This is a genomic window from Nitrospirillum bahiense, from assembly GCF_007828025.1.
GTDB classification, from domain to species: domain Bacteria; phylum Pseudomonadota; class Alphaproteobacteria; order Azospirillales; family Azospirillaceae; genus Nitrospirillum; species Nitrospirillum amazonense.
On sequence record NZ_VITO01000019.1, the window covers coordinates 18502 to 36352 of the forward strand.

Annotated in this window: 14 protein-coding genes; 5 read left to right on the plus strand and 9 right to left on the minus strand. The window is 67.5% G+C overall.

All coding sequences use genetic code 11. The features are described 5' to 3' along the window. The 5 genes from uvrC to FBZ88_RS22865 all read left to right on the plus strand — a co-directional run bounded on the left by uvrC (position 1) and on the right by FBZ88_RS22865 (position 4897). Positions 1–1935: an excinuclease ABC subunit UvrC gene (gene uvrC, locus FBZ88_RS22845; RefSeq protein WP_411861178.1), complete on the plus strand. Its 1935-nt coding sequence runs from the start codon at positions 1–3 to the stop codon at positions 1933–1935. 58 nt (positions 1936–1993) lie between these two features. Next, positions 1994–2620 carry a CDP-diacylglycerol--glycerol-3-phosphate 3-phosphatidyltransferase gene (gene pgsA / locus FBZ88_RS22850; RefSeq protein WP_145619406.1) on the plus strand — a complete coding sequence of 209 codons (627 nt, stop codon included), beginning with the start codon at positions 1994–1996 and terminating at the stop codon, positions 2618–2620. Positions 2621–2625: 5 nt separating this feature from the next. Further along, entirely contained in the window at positions 2626–2877 is a 252-nt protein-coding gene (gene moaD, locus FBZ88_RS22855; protein ID WP_145613560.1) for a molybdopterin converting factor subunit 1, read from the plus strand. 1 nt (position 2878) lies between these two features. Further along, positions 2879–3352, plus strand: a complete 474-nt coding sequence (locus FBZ88_RS22860; protein ID WP_145619407.1) for a molybdenum cofactor biosynthesis protein MoaE — start codon at positions 2879–2881, stop codon at positions 3350–3352. 240 nt (positions 3353–3592) lie between these two features. Next, positions 3593–4897 carry an ATP-binding protein gene (locus FBZ88_RS22865; protein WP_145619408.1) on the plus strand — a complete coding sequence of 435 codons (1305 nt, stop codon included), beginning with the start codon at positions 3593–3595 and terminating at the stop codon, positions 4895–4897. Between the two features lie 16 nt (positions 4898–4913). On the opposite strand, the gene FBZ88_RS22870 is transcribed toward FBZ88_RS22865, so the two are convergent. From FBZ88_RS22870 to FBZ88_RS22910, 9 genes are all read right to left on the minus strand, one after another. After that, the gene (locus FBZ88_RS22870) at positions 4914–5093 is read right to left on the minus strand and encodes a hypothetical protein (protein ID WP_145619409.1); all 180 of its coding nucleotides are present in this window, start codon (positions 5091–5093) and stop codon (positions 4914–4916) included. 239 nt (positions 5094–5332) lie between these two features. Further along, positions 5333–6676 carry a DUF1329 domain-containing protein gene (locus FBZ88_RS22875; RefSeq protein WP_145619410.1) on the minus strand — a complete coding sequence of 448 codons (1344 nt, stop codon included), beginning with the start codon at positions 6674–6676 and terminating at the stop codon, positions 5333–5335. Between the two features lie 233 nt (positions 6677–6909). After that, entirely contained in the window at positions 6910–8703 is a 1794-nt protein-coding gene (locus FBZ88_RS22880) for an acyl-CoA dehydrogenase C-terminal domain-containing protein (protein WP_145619411.1), read from the minus strand. Between the two features lie 67 nt (positions 8704–8770). After that, positions 8771–11113 (minus strand): 3-hydroxyacyl-CoA dehydrogenase/enoyl-CoA hydratase family protein, encoded by a 2343-nt coding sequence (locus tag FBZ88_RS22885; RefSeq protein WP_145619412.1) that lies wholly within the window; start codon positions 11111–11113, stop codon positions 8771–8773. Between the two features lie 26 nt (positions 11114–11139). Beyond that, positions 11140–12276: a thiolase family protein gene (locus FBZ88_RS22890; RefSeq protein WP_145619413.1), complete on the minus strand. Its 1137-nt coding sequence runs from the start codon at positions 12274–12276 to the stop codon at positions 11140–11142. A gap of 131 nt (positions 12277–12407) precedes the next feature. Next, complete coding sequence (locus FBZ88_RS22895) at positions 12408–12824, minus strand: MerR family transcriptional regulator (RefSeq protein WP_040847021.1); 417 nt, start codon at positions 12822–12824, stop codon at positions 12408–12410. A 290-nt stretch (positions 12825–13114) separates the two neighbouring features. Next, the gene (locus FBZ88_RS22900) at positions 13115–14737 is read right to left on the minus strand and encodes a tetratricopeptide repeat protein (protein ID WP_088870811.1); all 1623 of its coding nucleotides are present in this window, start codon (positions 14735–14737) and stop codon (positions 13115–13117) included. Positions 14738–14902: 165 nt separating this feature from the next. Beyond that, positions 14903–15817 (minus strand): ribokinase, encoded by a 915-nt coding sequence (locus FBZ88_RS22905; RefSeq protein ID WP_145619414.1) that lies wholly within the window; start codon positions 15815–15817, stop codon positions 14903–14905. 94 nt (positions 15818–15911) lie between these two features. Continuing rightward, positions 15912–17624 (minus strand): long-chain-fatty-acid--CoA ligase, encoded by a 1713-nt coding sequence (locus FBZ88_RS22910; protein ID WP_145619415.1) that lies wholly within the window; start codon positions 17622–17624, stop codon positions 15912–15914. Positions 17625–17851: the final 227 nt, after the last annotated feature.

The following is a 17851-nucleotide window of genomic DNA, read 5'->3' on the forward strand; positions in this document are numbered from 1 at the left end:
ATGACCGACACCACCACCGACACACCCATTGAAACGCCCGAGGCCGCACCACCCGAGGCCGCCCCAAAGGTGCGCCGCCGCACGGTGGCCGACCTGAACCGGGGCGTGGAGACCATCAAGGCCTACCTGCGCACCCTGCCCGTGACGCCCGGCGTCTACCGCATGATGAACGAGGGCGGCGACGTCCTGTATGTGGGCAAGGCGCGCAACCTGAAGCGCCGGGTGGCCAACTACACCGTGCCGGCCAAGCTGCCGGTGCGGCTGCAGCGCATGGTGGCCGAGACGGTGACCATGGAGTTCGTCACGACCCATACCGAGGTCGAGGCGCTGCTGCTGGAATCCAACCTGATCAAGCGTCTGATGCCGCGGTACAACGTGCTGCTGCGCGACGACAAGACCTTCCCCCACATCATGATCACCCGGGATCATGACTACCCGGCCCTGATCAAGCACCGGGGCGCGCGGGACCGGGCCGGCGACTATTTCGGGCCCTTCGCCTCGGCCGGGGCGGTCAACCGCACCATCACCGCCCTGCAGCGCGCCTTCCTGCTGCGCAACTGCACCGACAGCGTCTTTTCCACCCGCACCCGCCCCTGCCTGCAGTTCCAGATCAAGCGCTGCACCGCGCCCTGCGTCGGTCGCGTCAACCGCGCCCAGTATGGCGAGCAGGTGGACGAGGCGGCGGCCTTCCTGGCGGGCAAGAGCCGGGACATCCAGACCCGCATGGCCACCGCCATGCTGGAGGCGTCCGAGGCGCTGGACTTCGAGACCGCCGCCAAGATGCGCGACCGCATCCGGGCGCTGACCGCCATCCAGGCCCATCAGGACATCAATGTCGAGGGCATGGAGGACGCGGACATCATCGCCGCCTACCAGGACGGCGGCAGCACCTGCATCCAGGTGTTCTTCTTCCGCGGCGGGCGCAACAACGGCAACCGCGCCTATTTCCCCAGCCATGACAAGAACCAGGGCACGGCGGAGGTGCTGTCCGCCTTCATCGCCCAATTTTACGACAACCGCGCCGCCCCCGGCCTGGTGCTGATCAGCGAGGACGCGGAGGAGCAGGAGCTGCTGGCCGAGGCCCTGACCTTGCGCGCTGGCCGTAAGGTGGAACTGGCCGTGCCCAAGCGCGGCGACAAGAAGCGGCTGATGGACCACGCCCTGACCAACGCGCGCGAGGCCCACGGCCGCCGCCTGTCGGAAACGGGCAGCCAGGCCAAGCTGTTGGCCGGCGTGGCCGAGCTGTTCGGGCTGGAGGCGCCGCCCACCCGCATCGAGATTTACGACAACAGCCACATCCAGGGCGCCCACCCCATCGGCGGCATGGTGGTGGCGGGGCCCGACGGCTTCATCAAGAACGCCTACCGCAAGTTCAACATCCGCGACCCCAAGGCCGCGGGTGACGACTTCGCCATGATGCGCGAGGTGCTGACCCGCCGCTTCGAGCGCGCGCTGAAGGAGGATCCGGAGCGCACGGGCGACACCTGGCCCGACCTGCTGCTGATCGATGGCGGCGAGGGCCAGCTGGGCGTGGTGGTGGAGGTGCTGGCCGAGCTGGGCCTGTCCGACATCGCCCTGGTGGGCATCGCCAAGGGCCCCGACCGCGACGCGGGGCGCGAGCGTTTCTTCATGCCGGGCCGGGCGCCCTTCGGCATGGACCCGCGCGACCCTGTGCTCTATTTCCTGCAGCGCCTGCGCGACGAGGCCCACCGCTGGGCCATCGGCAGCCATCGCCAGCGCCGGGAAAAGGCCATCAGCGCCAGCCCGCTGGATGAGGTGGCGGGTATCGGCCCGAAGCGCAAGAAGGCCCTGCTGCTGCATTTCGGCTCCGCCCAGGCCGTTTCGCGCGCAGGACTGGCTGACTTGCGCGCGGTGGACGGGATATCGGACGCCGTGGCCAAAATCATCTATGACCACTTCCATCCGGACGGCTAAACTCCACCTTCAAGAGACCGCCGCCCCGCCGTGCCGCCTGAAATCGCCGGACCGCTTCATGCTGACCAGCCTGCCCAACCTGTTGACCCTGTCGCGGATCGCGCTGATTCCCGTCATCCTGGCCCTGCTGTGGTTCCCGGCGACGTGGACGGCGTGGACCGCCGCCGGGCTGTTCGCCCTGGCCGGTATCACCGACTATTTCGACGGCTACCTGGCGCGGGCGTGGCACGAGGAATCCATCATCGGCCGCTTTCTGGACCCCATCGCCGACAAGCTGCTGGTGGCGGCGGTGCTGTTCCTGCTGGTGGCTGACCACAAGATCGCCGGCCATGCCGTGCTGCCCGCCGTCATCATCCTGCTGCGCGAGGTGATGGTGTCGGGCCTGCGGGAATTCCTGGCCGGCCTGCGCGTGGGCGTCCCCGTCTCGCGCCTGGCCAAGTGGAAGACCGCCATCCAGCTGATGGCCATCGGCTGGCTGATCGTGGGCGACCACGGGCCGGACTGGCTGTATGTCCGCCCCATCGGGGAGATCGGCCTGTGGGCCGCCGCCGTGCTGACCCTGATCACCGGCTGGGACTACCTGCGCGCCGGCCTGCGCCACATGCTGGCCCCCGCCGGCGCCTCCGTCCAGGTGGAGCCGGCGGCCAAGGCACCGGCCGCCGCCCCTGTGCGCACGGGGGCCTGACCGTCATGCGCATCCTCTATTTCGCCTGGCTGCGCGCCAAGATCGGCACTGCGGAGGAAGAGGTGGCGCCGCCCGCCGGCGTGGCCACCACCGGCGACCTGATCACCTGGCTGCAGTCGCGCGGCCCCCACTATGCCGACGCCCTGGCCAACCGCGCGGTGGTCAAGGTAGCGGTGAACCAGGACTATGTCGGCATGGACCATCCCCTGGCGCCGGGGGATGAGGTCGCCCTGTTCCCCCCCGTGACCGGGGGCTGACATGGCCATACGCGTCCAGGCGGAGGACTTCGACGTGGGCGCGGAACTGGCGGCCCTGAGCGGCGGCAACCCGTCCATCGGCGGCGTGGCCAGCTTCGTCGGCCTGGTCCGCGATATGTCCAAAGGGGATGGGGGTGGCGACAGCATCAGCGCCATGACCCTGGAGCACTATCCCGGCATGACGGAGCGGCAGCTGGCGGCGATCGAGGCGGAGGCGCGGGCCCGTTGGCCGCTGGACGGCGTGCTGATCATCCACCGCCATGGCCGCCTGCTGCCCGGCGACCGCATCGTGCTGGCCGCCTGCGCCAGCGCCCACCGCGCCGCCGCGTTCGAGGCCTGCTGGTTCCTGATGGACTGGCTGAAGACCAAGGCCCCCTTCTGGAAACAGGAGGAGACGCCGGCCGGCGCCCGCTGGGTGGCGGCCAAGGAGGAGGACGACCAGGCGGCGGAGCGTTGGTACAAACGCACGCCGTGATGGCGGTCTCAGGGTCCCAAGCACTTGGAAAACCCTAAAAAATACGGGGAAATTTTTAGGTAACGAGTCAACCGAGTCGTTTGCATCCGGTTCACATTCCGAATCTAATACCTCTTGCCTAGTCTCTGACTCGTTAACTAAACCTTTGGCCAAGACTTTGCTTTTAGTGCGGACCACGCTCACGGCCCAGGACAAAGGTACGGGAATCCTGTAAAGTGGGGGATCAGCTTTAGAGACCCCATGCCCGAACTATTCAAGATGCCGGCCAACCTTCTGGCCCAAGATCAACGTAACGCCACCGTCCTGCTGGTCGATGGCAACCAGGGATTGCTGATCTCCCTGGTGGATTTGTTGCGCCAAGGTGGATTCCGTTTCGTGCACTGCCGGCAAGACCTCATGGAGCTGCCGCAGTACTGCCGTGACCTGTCGCCCGACGTGCTGGTGCTGAACCAGCCGGGCGACAGCCCCGCCGCCGTCAATGCCCTGATGACCGCCCTGGGCACGCTGGCCCGGATGCCGGCGGGGGAGCGTCCCACCCTGCTGCTGCGCACCGGCGTGCTGGACGCCGCCGCGCGCGAGGAAGCGCGCCGGCGGGGCGTCAGCGATTTCATCGCCCACAATTGCGACCCGATGGAGGTGGTGACCCGCGTGGCCGGCGCCGCCCACCTGCAGTTCCTGAGCCGGCAGGTGGCACAGCAGCAGCGGCAGGTGGACATCCAGGTCAAGGACCGAACCGCCCGCCTGCTGGAGTCGCTGGAAACGATGCAGGAGCGGGAGCGGACCCTGCTGGCGGCGCTTGAACAGACCCGTACGGAGATCCGCCAGAAGGCGGAGTTCCTGGCCCATGCCACGCATGAACTGCGCACGCCCCTGAACGCCATCCTGGGCTTCGCCGACCTGCTGCGGCGGGAGTTCCATGGACCGCTGGGCGACGCCCGTTACCTGGAATATGCCGAGGATGTGCACGCCGCGGCCAGCCACATGGCCGCCGTCGTCGATGACACGCTGGACCTCAGCCGCGCCGAGTCGGGCCAGGTGACCCTGGACATCCGCGACATCGACATCGGCCGCGCCGTGCAGGACAGCACCCGCATGCTGCGCACCCTGGCGGCCGATTGCGGCGTGGACCTGACGGTGAAGGTGCCGGAGCAGCCGCTGCGCCTGCGCACCGACCCGGAAAAGGTGCGCCAAATCATCCTGAACCTGGGCTCCAACGCCCTGAAGTTCACGCCGCGCGGCGGCCGGGTGACGGTGGAGGTGCAGGCCGACGACAAGGGCGGCGCGCTGATCCTGATCGTGCGTGATACCGGCGTGGGCATGGCCCCGCATGAACTGCCCATCGCCCTGAAGCCCTTCGGCCAGGTGCGGGGCGCCCAGCAGCCGGGCGTGCGCGGCACCGGCCTGGGCCTGCCCCTGACCAAACGCTTCGTGGAGATGCTGGGCGGCAGCCTGGACATCGCCAGCGTTCCCGGCCGGGGCACCGTCGTCACCGTGCGGCTGCCAGCGCCGGAAAACGATACCGGCAGCGCCCGCGCCACGGCCTGAGGCCGGGACCGGCCCTTCAGCGCATCTGCACCAGAAACGCCTGAAGAATGGCGGTGAGGTCCGCGACGTCCTTTTCCCCCAATTCCACCGGATCGCCGTGCGTATCCCGCGTCTTGAGCCGAGGGGCTTCGGCATCTGCCGACAGCCATAGCGTCAAATAATCCGCGACGGTGTGGACCGGATGGGGTTCAGCCAACGTACCGCTCCCTCTCAATAGCTCGGCGCGAACTACCCCTTTACGTTTAGGGAAACTTGACCGGCACCATTTCCACCGGTGAAAAAGGAAAAGCCCGCGGGAGGTGCGTCCTTCCTCCCGCGGGCTTTACGCTTCCGGCGGACCTGAACCCGGCCGGATGCGATCCCAGTGGTAGCCAGCCCGTCAGGGCCGGGTATCGGCGGCGGGGGCGCGTCCCCCGCCGCCAGTTCCTTCAAGCCTCAGCGCACGCCGGACCGGCGCAGGCTGTCCGGCGAGAAGTCGGCCGCCGTCAGGTTGACGTTGAAGTTGTAGGGCTTCTCCTGATTGGTGAAGCCGCTGGCGGTGTAACGGCCCGACTGCAGGTCGTACACGGCGAACAGGCCCGCCCAGAAGGTCTGGACATCGTAGAAGTTGATGCCGTGGGCCTCGGTCACGCGCCACAGCTGATCGCGGCTGTCGTACTGGTCGGCGACCAGGATGCCCCAGCTGTCCTCGTCCACGTAGAAGGTGCGGCGGGGATAGATGTGGCTGGTGCCGGACTTCAGCTTGCCCTCGACCACCCACACCCGGTGCAGCTCATAGCGGGCGTAGTCCTGGTTGATGTGCTTGGCCTTGATCAGCTGGTCGTAGGTCAGCTTGTCGCTCTGCAGCTGATAGGCGTTGTAAGGGACGTACATCTCCTTCTTGCCCACCAGCTTCCACTCGTACCGGTCGGGGGAGCCGTTGAAGACGTCCAGCTGGTCCGAGGTGCGCAGGCCGTCGGAGGCCGTGCCCGGATTGTCGTAGGCGACGTTGGGCGCGCGGCGCACGCGGCGCTGGCCGGGGTTGTAGGTCCAGGCGTTACGCGGTTCCTTCACCTGGTCCATGGTCTCATGCACCAGCAGGATTTCGCCCGCCAGGCGGGCCGGCGCCGTCACCTCCTGCTGGAAGTACAGCGAGGTCTGGCCCTCAGGACCGGTGTCGGAGTACAGGAACTTCGACTTCTCGTTGATGTTGATCATCGTGTACGAGCCGTCGGCCTGCGGGTTGGCGGCGCCGTAGGTGCGCTCCAGCTGCTTGCCCTTCCAGCGCAGGATGTGGTTCCACACCACCTCCACGCCCGTCTTGGGAATCGGGAAGGGCACGCCCACCTTGGCGCCCTCGACCCCGTTGCCGTCATCCACCAGCTTGGCGCGGGTGGCGTTGGCCAGCGTCTCGTCATAGACGCTCTTGGGCAGCGAGGCGCTGCGGTGCGTGGGATAGACGTTCATCTTGTAGTCGGGATACTGCTTCAGCAGGGCCTTCAGGCCTTCCGGCAGCTTGTCCGCGTACTGGGCCATGTTCTGGCCGGTGATGGTGAACAACGGCTTGTCGCTGGCGTAGGGATCGACGTAGACGCCGCCAGCCTTGTACCCCGCCGGCGGGGCGGTGATGCCGCCCGTCCATTCCGGGATGGTGCCGTCCTTGTTGCCCGCCTTTTCGGCGCCGTTCGGCGTCAGGGTCTTGCCCAGATCAGCCGCGGACTGCGCCATGGCGACGCCCGCCATGCCCCCCAGAAAGACGGCGAAGGCGCCGCCGACCAACGCGGTGTTGCTCCACTTCATCCTTTTTCCTCCCTTATGCGGCCGGCTGTCCGCCGACGCGCGCGTCTCATTAGCCGAGTGGGTCTTGGTTCAAACGCACATTCCCAAACGCCCAATTCAAGGATCCCCCCACCTCTTGGACAATTGTCCCGGGATTGGCGTTTGATCCTCTCATTTCAATAGTTTGGTCGATGCCGGGACAACGCGCAATGGCTGTCGAACCGGCATCGACGGAGAAAAAGCGGGTGTGGGCCTCAGAACAGGTCGGCTTCCAGGTCCATGACGGTCTTGGCCCCCGACATCAGGGCCTTGAAGCGGAAATCCACCTCCGGCAGCAGGCGCTGGACGAAGAAGCGGGCGGTCTTGATCTTGGCCTCATAGAAGCCGGACTTGCCGTTACCGCCTTCGGCCAGCTTGGCGTTCGCCACCTTCACCATGCGCAGCCACATCCAGCCCAGGGCCACCAGGCCGAAGATGCGCAGGTAGTCGGTGGAGGCCGCACCCGCCTCGTCCGGGTTCTTCATCCCCCTCTGGGCGACGATGGCGGTGGCTTGCTGCAGCTTGCCGAAGGCCTTGGCCAGCGGGCCGGCGAATTCCAGCAGGTCGGTGTCTTCCATCGCCGACTCCAGCTCACCCGCCAGCGGGTGGAAGAAGCGGCGCAGCAGGCGGCCCATGTCCTGGCCCAGCTTGCGGCCCACCAGGTCCAGGGCCTGGATGCCGTTGGCGCCCTCGTAGATCATGGCGATGCGGGCATCGCGCACGAACTGCTCCATGCCCCATTCGCGGATGTAGCCGTGGCCACCGTACATCTGCTGGGCCATGGTGGCGCACTCATAGCCCATGTCGGTAAAGTAAGCCTTCACCACCGGTGTCAGCAGGGCCACGAACTCGTCCGCCTCGGCCCGGGCCTTGGGGTCCGGGTTGTGGTCGGCCTGGTCCAGCTGGATGCCCACCCAGTAGCCCAGGGCGCGGGCGCCCTCGGTGAAGGCCTTGATGGTCATCAGGTTCTTGCGCACGTCCGGATGGACGATCAGCGGGTCGGCCGCCTTCTCCGGCTCCTTGGCGCCGGTCAGGGCGCGGCCCTGCAGGCGTTCCTTGGTGTAGGTCAGCGCGTTCTGATAGGCGACCGTGGCGATGCCCAGGCCCTGCATGCCGACACCCAGGCGGGCGGCGTTCATCATCGTGAACATGGCACGCATGCCCTTGTGCGGCTCACCCACCAGCCAGCCCTTGGCATCGTCGAAGTTCATGACGCAGGTGGCGTTGGCCATGATGCCCATCTTGTGCTCGATGGAGCCGCACATGACGCCGTTGCGCGGACCGGGCTGGTTGTCCTCGGTCGGCAGGAACTTGGGCACCAGGAACAGGCTGATGCCCTTCACGCCCGGGGGCGCGTCCGGCAGCTTGGCCAGCACCAGGTGGATGATGTTGCTGGTCAGGTCATGCTCGCCTGCGGAAATGAAGATCTTGGTGCCGGTGATGCTGTAGCTGCCGTCGTCGTTGGGGACGGCCTTGGTCTTGATCAGGCCCAGGTCGGTGCCGCAGTGCGGCTCCGTCAGGCACATGGTGCCGGACCACTCGCCCGTGGTCATCTTGGGCAGGTAGGTGTCCTTCAGCTGATCGTCGGCGTGGGTGTGGATGGCGTTCCACGCCCCCTGGGTCAGGCCCGGGTACATGGCGAAGGCCATGTTGGCGGAGATCAGCAGCTCTTCCAGCACGAAGGTGATGGCGTGGGGCAGGCCCTGGCCACCGTACTTCGGGTCCATGGACAGGCCCTGCCAGCCGCCGTCGACGTAGGCCTGGTAGGCTTCCTTGAAGCCCTTGGGCGTACGCACCACGCCGTTCTCGTAGTGGCAGCCCTCCTCATGGCCGGGGCGGTTCAGGGGCTGCAACTCGTTCTCGCAGAGCTTGGCCGCCTCTTCCAGGATGCTGGAGACGAGGTCGCGGGTGGCGTCCTCGAAGCCCGGCAGCTTGGTCAGGTTGTCGGCCTGCAGCAGGTCGTTCAGGACGAAATCGATGTCTTCGAGCGGCGCCTTGTAGGTCGGCATCGGAGAATTCCTTAAGCGTTGGAAGACGCCGGGGCGGTTCCCCGCCCCGGCCCCCAAAGACAGGGCGTCAGTTGCGCAGCGGCTTGCCGGTGGACAGCATGTGGTCGATGCGGTCGATGGTGCCGGGCGTGCGCACCAGGCGCATGAAGGCCTCGCGCTCCAGGTCCAGCAGGTCGTCCTCGGTCAGCACCGTGGTGATGTCGGTGTCGCCACCGCTCAGCACCCAGGCCAGTTCCCCGGACACCACCACGTCGTGGTCGGTCGCCTTGCCCTGGCCGTGGAAACCTTCCACCGCCATTTCCAGCGCCGTGCGGGCGCCGGGACCAGGCAGGCGGATCTCCAGCGGTTCCGGCGCCTTGTAGTCCTTGGCCAGTTCCAGGGCCTTGGCCTTGGCGTCGGCCAGCAGCCGGTCGCGGTTCATGGTGATGCCGTCGGTCGGGCGCAGGATCAGCATCTCCTTCGCCTCGAACGCCGACTTCGCCACCTTGGCCGTGCTGATGTACTCGAAGGCCTTGGCGATGGGGGGCATGGGACCACCCGGGCGCTTCTTGTTGTAGGTGTGGCGGAACAGCATTTCCTTGCAGCCGCCCCAGCCGGGGACCAGGCCCACGCCCACCTCGACCAGGCCGATGTAGCTTTCGGCGTGCGCCTGCACCGCGTCGCAGTGCAGCAGGATCTCGCAGCCGCCGCCCAGCGCCATGCCCGAGGGCGCGCCCACCACCGGGAAGGGCGCGTACTTCAGCGCCTTGTAGGTCTGCTGGCCCTCGGCCGTCGCCTGCTCGATCTGCGGCCACAGGGCGATGTTCAGCGCGAACAGGGCCAGGCCCAGGTTGGCGCCGACGGAGAAGTTGTCGCCCTCGTTATGGATGACCAGCGCCTTGTAGGGCCCGGAGGAGCCGTCGCCGATGATGTCGATGGCCTTGCGGTACAGCGCCATCACCTGGTCATCCAGGGCGTTCATCTTGCCGGTGAATTCCAGGCACAGCACGCCGTCGCCGATATCCCACAGGGCCGCCGACGCCGTCTTGGCCACGGGCTTGGACGCCCGCTTGATGTCGGACAGCAGCAGCACGCCCTCGCCCCGCTCCACCACGGCGTACTCGCCCTGGGTGGTCAGGTAGTGCAGGCGGCCGTCCTCGACCTTGTAGAAGGGGCGGCCGGCGGCCAGCGTCACCAGGGCCGGCACCGGCAGGCCGGCCTCGGTCAGCTTCTCCGCGAACCAGGCCGTGCCCAGGGCGTCGATCATCTCGAACGGGCCCTGCTTCCAGTTGTAGCCCAGGCGCATCGCGGCATCGACGTCCAGGATGGTGTCGGCGATCTCCGGCACCAGGCTGGCGGCGTAGGCCAGCGCCTGGCTCAGCACCTTCCAGGCGTACTGGCCGCCCTTGTCGCTGTGGGTCACCAGGCCCTTCAGGCTGCGTTCCTTGGCCGACGCCAGCTCGGCCTTCACGGTCGGGCGGTAGACGCCGGTCTTGAGATCAATGGTCTCGCGGATGCGCTTGCCGTCCGGCGTCTTGATCTGGCGGTAGAAGCCGCCCTTGCCCTTACGGCCGGTGTAGCCCTCGGCGATCATCTTCGCCTGCAGCGGATTCTCGCGATAGACGCGGCGGTAATCGTCCTGCGCCGGCAGGGTGGACAGGAGGCTTTTGGCGATGTGCGGCCCCAGGTCGATGCCGACCAGGTCCAGCAGGCCGAAGGTGCCGGTCTTGGGCAGGCCCATGGGCTTGCCGGTGATGAGGTCGGTCTCCTCCACCGTCAGGCCCAGATCCTCGGCGGCGTTCACCGCCGCCTGGAACCAGTAGGTGCCGATGCGGTTGGCGATGAAGCCGGGGGTGTCCTTGCAGTGCACGACGCCCTTGCCCAGGCGCACGTCGCACACCTGGCGGATGGTGTCGATCGCATCCTTGCGCGTCTTCGGCCCGGCCACGATCTCCAGCAGCCGCATGTAGCGCGGCGGGTTGAAGAAGTGGGTGATCATGAAGTCGGCGGCGAACTGGTCGCTGGCGCCTTCCAGCAGGATCTCCAGCGGGATGGTGGAGGTGTTGGAGCTGACGACCGAGCCCGGCTTGCGCACCGCGTCCAGGCGGCGGTACAGGGCGTGCTTGATGTCCTTGTTCTCGATCACCGCCTCGATGATCCAGTCGACGTCCTTCAGCTTCTCCAGGTCGTCTTCCGTATTGCCAGGGGTCACCAGGCGGGCGGCGTCCTTGTGCATGAAGGCTGCGGGCTCGCCCTTCAGCAGCTTTTCGACCGCCCCCTTGGCGACGACGCTGCGGTCACCGCCGCTGTCCTTCACGGCCTGGGGAACGATGTCCAGCAGGAAGACGGGAATGCCCGCGTTGGCGATGTGGGCGGCGATGCCGCTGCCCATCACCCCGGCGCCGATGACGGCGGCGCTTTTGATTTCCATGGGGTCTCTCCTCAACCGGGGGCCGATCAGACCGCTTCCAGGACGGTGGCGATGCCCTGACCACCGCCGATGCACTGCGTGGCCAGCGCGAACTGCTTGCCTTCGCGCTTCAGCAGGCTGGCGGCCTTGCCGGTGATGCGGGCGCCGGTGGCACCCAGCGGGTGGCCCAGGGCGATGGCGCCGCCGTCCAGGTTCACCTTGGCGGGGTCGAAGCCCAGTTCGCGCGCCACGGTCATGGACTGCACGGCGAAGGCCTCGTTGCTCTCGACGATGTCGATGTCCTTCACCGTCAGGCCGGCGCGCTCCAGCGCCTTGCGCGAGGCCGGCACCGGGCCGTAGCCCATGATGGTGGCGTCGCAGCCGGACACGGCGACCGAGCGGATGCGGGCCAGGATGGGCAGGCCGTGGGCCTTGGCGTATTCCTCGCTGGTCACCAGCGTGGCGGAGGCGCCGTCGGTCAGCGGGCTGGAGGTGCCGGCGGTGACGGTGCCCTCCTGGTCGAAGGCCAGCTTCAGGCCGGCCAGGGTCTCGGTGGTGGTCTCCGGACGGATGCAGCCGTCCTTGTCCACCAGCTTGCCCTTCACGTCGATGCCGACGATCTCATCGGCCAGGCGGCCGGCGGCCTGCGCGGCGGCGGCCTTCTGGTGCGAGGTGACGGCGTAGGCCTCCTGGTCGGCGCGGCTGAAGCCGAACTTCTTGGCCAGGTTCTCGGCCGTGATGCCCATGGCCATGTAGGCGCCCGGGTTGGCGGCATGCAGGGCCGCGTTGGGCATGGGGTTGAAGCCCCCCATGGGGATGCGGGTCATGCTCTCGACACCGGCGGCGATAAAGGCCTTGCCGGCACCCAGGGCGATGGCGCCCGCCGCCATGTGGATGGACTGCATGGAGGAGCCGCAGAAGCGGTTGACCGTGGTGCCCGCCACACTCTGGGGCAGGCCGGCGATCATGCCGATCAGCTTGGCGACGTTGAAGCCCTGCTCCCCTTCCGGGAAGGCGCAGCCGACGATCAGATCTTCCAGATCGGCGGTGTTCACGCCCGTGCGCTCGACCAGCGCCTTGATCACCGTCGCGGCCAGATCGTCGGGACGGACCTTCACCAGATCGCCCTTGTTGGCCAGCGTGAACGGGGACCGGGCGTAACCGGCGATAACGGCTTTAGTCATTGGTGTATTCCTCGCCTTGGCAAACGGGGCGGCGCCTCATTTGGCGGGCGCCGGATGGGGGATGACGCGGGAAAGGCCGGACCGGGATGCGTCCCCGGCACGGCGGAAAAGATGGTGCAGGCCGGGCGCCGTCAGGCGTCCAGCGCGCCCTTGCGGGCCAGATGATCGACCACCAGCCCCTCGATCTCCTTCAGGTCGACCAGGGTCTGCTGCACGTCGCGCAGCTGCTGTTCCAGGGTGGCGATACGGTCGCGGGCGCTGCTCAGCAGAAAGCGCATCTGCGGCACCTGGGCGTCGCCCACCTCATAGAGGTCAAGGAAGTCCTTGATGCCGGCGATGGTGAAGCCCAGGCGCTTGCCGCGCATGATCAGCTTCAGGCGCGCCCAGTCGCGGTGGGTATAGACCCGCTGCTGCCCCTCGCGGCGCGGGGTCAGCAGGCCTTCGTCCTCGTAATAGCGGATGGTGCGGGGCGTCAGCTCGAACGCCTCGGCCAGTTGACTGATGGTGTAGGTCTCTTCCACCGCCGTCACGGGCGCTCCGTCGGGCATGGGTCCTCTCCCTGGGCTGGCCGAACCCCTCTCTTTCAGCGGAGGGTCGGCGCCTTACGTTTACGTAAACGTAAAGTGAGAGGCGGCCGATGTCAATCGCCTGAATCAACTTTCAACTTCACCCGTTCGGGTTAACCATTGATTTGAAAAATCGTGCCCTCAAGCGCCGGGCGCCTCCCCTTCAATCAAAGCGCCCCTAGGCCGCGACCGCGGCCGCCGGAGCGAGCACCGAAGGGCGCAGCGAGGATAAGGCAAGGCCGCGGATGCGGCCGCCCGCCGCGTGAGGGAACTCAAATAAAGAAATGTATCTGCGTCCGGTCGTAACCGGTGCCCAGCAGCATGGGCTGGCCCTGGGCCACGGGAAAATCGTGGCCGAAGAAGTAGACGGCCTGCTTCCAGTGGTTGGTGCGGGCGGCGGAGCGGGAGCTGTAGACCACCTCTTCATCCATGTGCAGGTCGAACCAGAAGGCGACCCCCTGGACCAGGCCCGGCTTGGTCGCCTGGATGGTCAGGCTTTTCAGGTCGCTGTCCGGCATGCTGACGCGGAAGTCGAAGAACCAGGCCGGAAACGGATCGGACAGCATCTGGTGGGTGTCGGTGGCCAGGTCGATCTGCTGATAGCCCGGGGCGCGGAACTGGTCGAACCGGCTCATGTCGAAACCGCTGACACTGCGAATCGGGCTGACGTTGCGCAGGTCGTCGGCCTGGATCAGCTGGGCCCAGACGGTGGCGGCGGCGGGGATGACGCGGGCGCCGGGGCGGGCCAGGTTGCGGCGGGCGTGGTCCAGGATGGCCAGCATGTCGGGCGCCAGCATGCCGACGTTGACGATGTCGGACACCAGCACGTCGGCCGGACGCGGCAGATCCACGCCCAGCTTCAGATCCTGCGGCTTCTTCGACACGATGGTGATGCGGTCGGCGTAGCCGTTCAGGGCCACGGTCTCGCGCGCCACGGTGGCCAGGGCCGCCAGGGGTTCGGAGGCGATCACGCGGGCGGCACCGGCGCGGGCGGCCATCATGCTGACCAGGGCTGAACCGGCGCCCAGTTCCAGCACCAGATCGCCCGGTCGGATGGCGCGCAGCAGCGCCGCCTCATAGGCGTCGTTGCGCTCGTGATCATTCAGCCGGGGGATGTGCCAGGCCGGCACCTGGGTGCTGCGCAGCAGCTGCAGGGCGTACTGCACCGCCTGGTTTTCCGGCAGGCGGGTCTGCACCCCGGTCAGCAGGGCGACGGCGTCCTCCGTGCGGTCCTGGCCCTGGAACACCTGGGCCAGGCAGATCGCGGCCTCGTACCGGCTGCTGTCGGCGGCCAGCACCTGGGCGAACAGGCCACCGGCTTCCTCCAGCCGGCCGGTGTAGAGCAGCAGGGTGCCGAGGTTGTATAGGGCGTCGAGGTTGTCGGGCAGCAGGCCCAGGGAGTGGCGCAGGCAGAACTCCGCCTCCTCCAGGTTGCCCAGCTCCCGCAGGGTGTTGCCCAGGTTGTTGTGCGCCTCGGCATAACGGGGGTTGATCTCCACCGCCTCGCGGAAGCGGGCCTCCGCCTCGGCCAGGCGGCCCAGGGCGCGCAGGGCGTTGCCCAGGTTGTTCTGGCTGATGGCGTCGTCGGGGTTGAGGGTGACGGCCGTGCGGAAGCAGGCCTCCGCCATCTCGAACTGGCGGCAGCCATAGAGCAGGACGCCACGGCTGTTGTGGTACTGGAAGTTCTCGCCATCCAGCGCGATGGCCCGTTCGAACAGGTCGTTGGCCTCGATCGGCCGGTTGGCCTTCAGCGCGATGACGCCCAGGAGATGGGTGGCCTCGGCATGGACGGGCTCCGTCGCCAGCGCGGTGCGGCAGCTCATCTCCGCTTCCGCCAGGAAGCCGGCCATCAAGTGCTGGCGGGAAAGGTCCACACAATCCTGGACGAAGGACATCCACTCCTCCTCGGGGGCTAGGTCGCGTCTTTGCGCGAAGAGGAGAGCAAGGGGTATGCCACTTGGGGCTGCCCCTGAAAGGCTTGGATTCCCTACACGATTGCAAGAAATTGGCGGCCCGGCGGTGGCACGGAACCGCCGCCGGGCAAAGCTTGCCGGGTAGGTTTAGACCGACAGCGCCAGCACTTCGTCGGCGGTGGGCATGGCATCGCCCGCCCCTACCCGCGTCACGGCGATGCTGGCCGCGACGTTGGCGTGGCGCATGGCCTGGGGCAGCGCGTCGCCCTGGGCCAGCCGGGCGGCCAGGGAGCCCACGAAGCAATCGCCGGCGCCGGTGGTGTCCACCGCCTTGACCTTGCGGCCGGGCACGATGACCTGGTCATCCGCCGTGACCGCCAGGGCGCCGCGCACACCCAGGGTGGCCACCACGGTCTGGCCCGGGCGCCGCATCAGGCGGCGGGCGGCCGCGGCGACGGCGTCCTCCGCCGCGTCGCCCGGCACCTCGACACCGGCGAAGTGGCCAAGCTCCGTCTCGTTCACCACCAGGATGTCGACGTCGGCCCACAGGCTGTCGGGCGCGTCATCCAGGGCCGGGGCGGCGTTCAGCACGGTGAGGCCGCCGGCGGCGCGGCCCCGGCGGAAGAAGGCGGCGATGGTGGCCCGGGGAATTTCGAACTGGCTGACCAGGATGTCGCCCGGCTCAATGGTGACGGCCTCCAGATCGGCCGGCGACACCTCGCCATTGGCGGCGGGGATGACGACGATGCTGTTCTCGGCGCTGGCGTCCACCATGACGATGGCGGTGCCGGTGGCGGTGTCGGTCCGGGCGATGCCCCTGGTGCCCACGCCGTTGGCCTTGAAAAAGGCCAGCGCCTGGTCGCCGAAGGCGTCGCGGCCCACACGGCCGATGAATTCCACCGCCACGCCCTGGCGGGCGGCGGCGACGGCCTGGTTAAGGCCCTTGCCGCCCCGGCCGAAGGCCACGGTCTCACCGCTGACCGTCTCCCCCGGGCGCGGCGCCCGCCGCATGGTGGTGAGGACATCGGTGTTGATGCTGCCGGCGACGACGACTTTGGGCATGGGAACCTTCGAGCGATACGGATGGGTCAAAAGAAAACGGCGGCGATGCCTGGGCACCGCCGCCGTGGATATTAGGCGCAAGCTGGTGCCGGCGTCAGGAGGCCTTCTTCTGGGCCTCCAGCTCATCCAGCAGAGCCTTGCGCGACAGCTTGCCGATCATGGTCTTCGGCAGCTCGGTACGGAATTCCACCTGCTTGGGCAGCTCGATGGCCGACAGCTTGTCGCGCAGGAAGTCGCACAGCTCCGCCTGCGTCAGGGTGTGGCCCTCGGTCAGCTTGATGTAGGCCTTCACCGTCTGGCCGCGATAGGGATCGGGCACGCCCAGCACGATGCATTCGTTCACCGCCGGGTGCAGGTAGATCGCCTCTTCCACGTTGCGGGGATAGACGTTGTAGCCGCCGGCCAGGATCATGTCCTTGATGCGGTCGACGATGTAGATGTAGCCGTCCTCATCCATATAGCCGACGTCGCCGGTGTGCAGGCGGCCGTTGCGCAGGGTCAGTGCCGTCTCATCCGGGCGCTTCCAGTAGCCCTTCATGACCTGCGGGCCGCTGATGCAGACCTCACCCCGCTGGCCCTGGGCCACCGGGGTCTTGCCGTCCTCCACATCGATGATCTCGATGACGGTGCCGGGCACGGGCAGGCCGATGGAGCCCACCTTGACCTTGCCGCCCATCGGGCCGTCGATGGGGTTGACGGTGGCGACGGGCGACGACTCGGACAGGCCGTAGCCCTCCACCAGCTTGCAGCCGGTGTGGCCCTCGAAAGTCTGGCAGACATCCAGCGGCAGCGGCGCGCCGCCGGAGATGCTGAAGGCCAGCGAGGACAGGTCGTACTTGGCCCGGTCCTTGTAATTGTTGATGGCGGTGTAGATGGTGGGCACCGCCGGGAACTGGGTCGGTTTCTTCTTGTCGATGGTGTCCAGCACCTGCTCGATCTCGAACCGGGGCAGCAGGATCATCTCCGCGCCCAGGTAGATGGACAGGTTCATGACGCCCGTCATGGCGAAGACATGGAACAGGGGCAGCACGCCCAGCATGCGCTCCTGCCCCGGCCGGCCCTGGTAGAACCACAGCGCCGACTGCACCGTGTTGGCGGTGAGGTTGGCGTGGGTCAGCATGGCGCCCTTGGGCACGCCCGTGGTGCCGCCGGTGTACTGCAGCACGGCCACGTCCTCGACCGCGTTGATGGTCACGGGGGCGTAGCGCCCGTCGTTGGCCGTCAGGGCGCGGAAGCTGAGGTTATGGCCGTCGGCCGGCGGGTGGGCGATGTCCTTCCGCTTCACCAGCGGGTACAGCAGGCTTTTCGGGAAGGGCAGGATGTCGGCCATGCGACCGGTGACGATGGTCTTGAGGCAAGTCTGGCCCAGCATCAGGACCAGCTTGTCGTAGCACTGCGGCACGTCGACCGTGATCATGATCTCCACCTCGGAGTCATTGATCTGCTTGACGAGTTCGCGCTCCGCATACAGCGGGTTGAAGTTCACCACCGTGGCGCCGGTCTTCAGGATGCCGTAGTAGCAGAAGACGGAATAGGGGGTGTTGGGCAGGAACAGGCCCACGTTGCTGCCCCGGCCCACACCCAGCGCCTGCAGCCCCTTCGCCACCCGGTCCACCATGTCGGCGCCCTGGCGATAGCTGTAGCGTTTTCCCAGGAAATCGATGAAGGGCCGGTCGGCGAAGCGCGCGGCGGAGCTGTCGAACAGGTCCGTCAGGGGCTTCACCGGTATGGGCGCGTTCCAGTCCACGCCCGTCGGATAGCTATGTTCCCAAATGTGCGCCGCACTCACGGCCGGGTCGGCCATCATACGTTTTCTCCCCAGGGGCGGCCCTCCACTCAGGTATGGGGGTGCCACCGCTCCAATTCGTGATTTGAAGCTCAGGGTGCCGACCTGGCGACGAGGGACGCATACCCGGCGGTCGTATCGGCAACCGATATGCCGGGGCATCCATCCCCGGTCTAGGGCGGTAACGTGCCTGCATCGCGGACGCTACTCAAGCGTTTCATGCAGCGGGCAGGTGCCGCGGCCCGTCC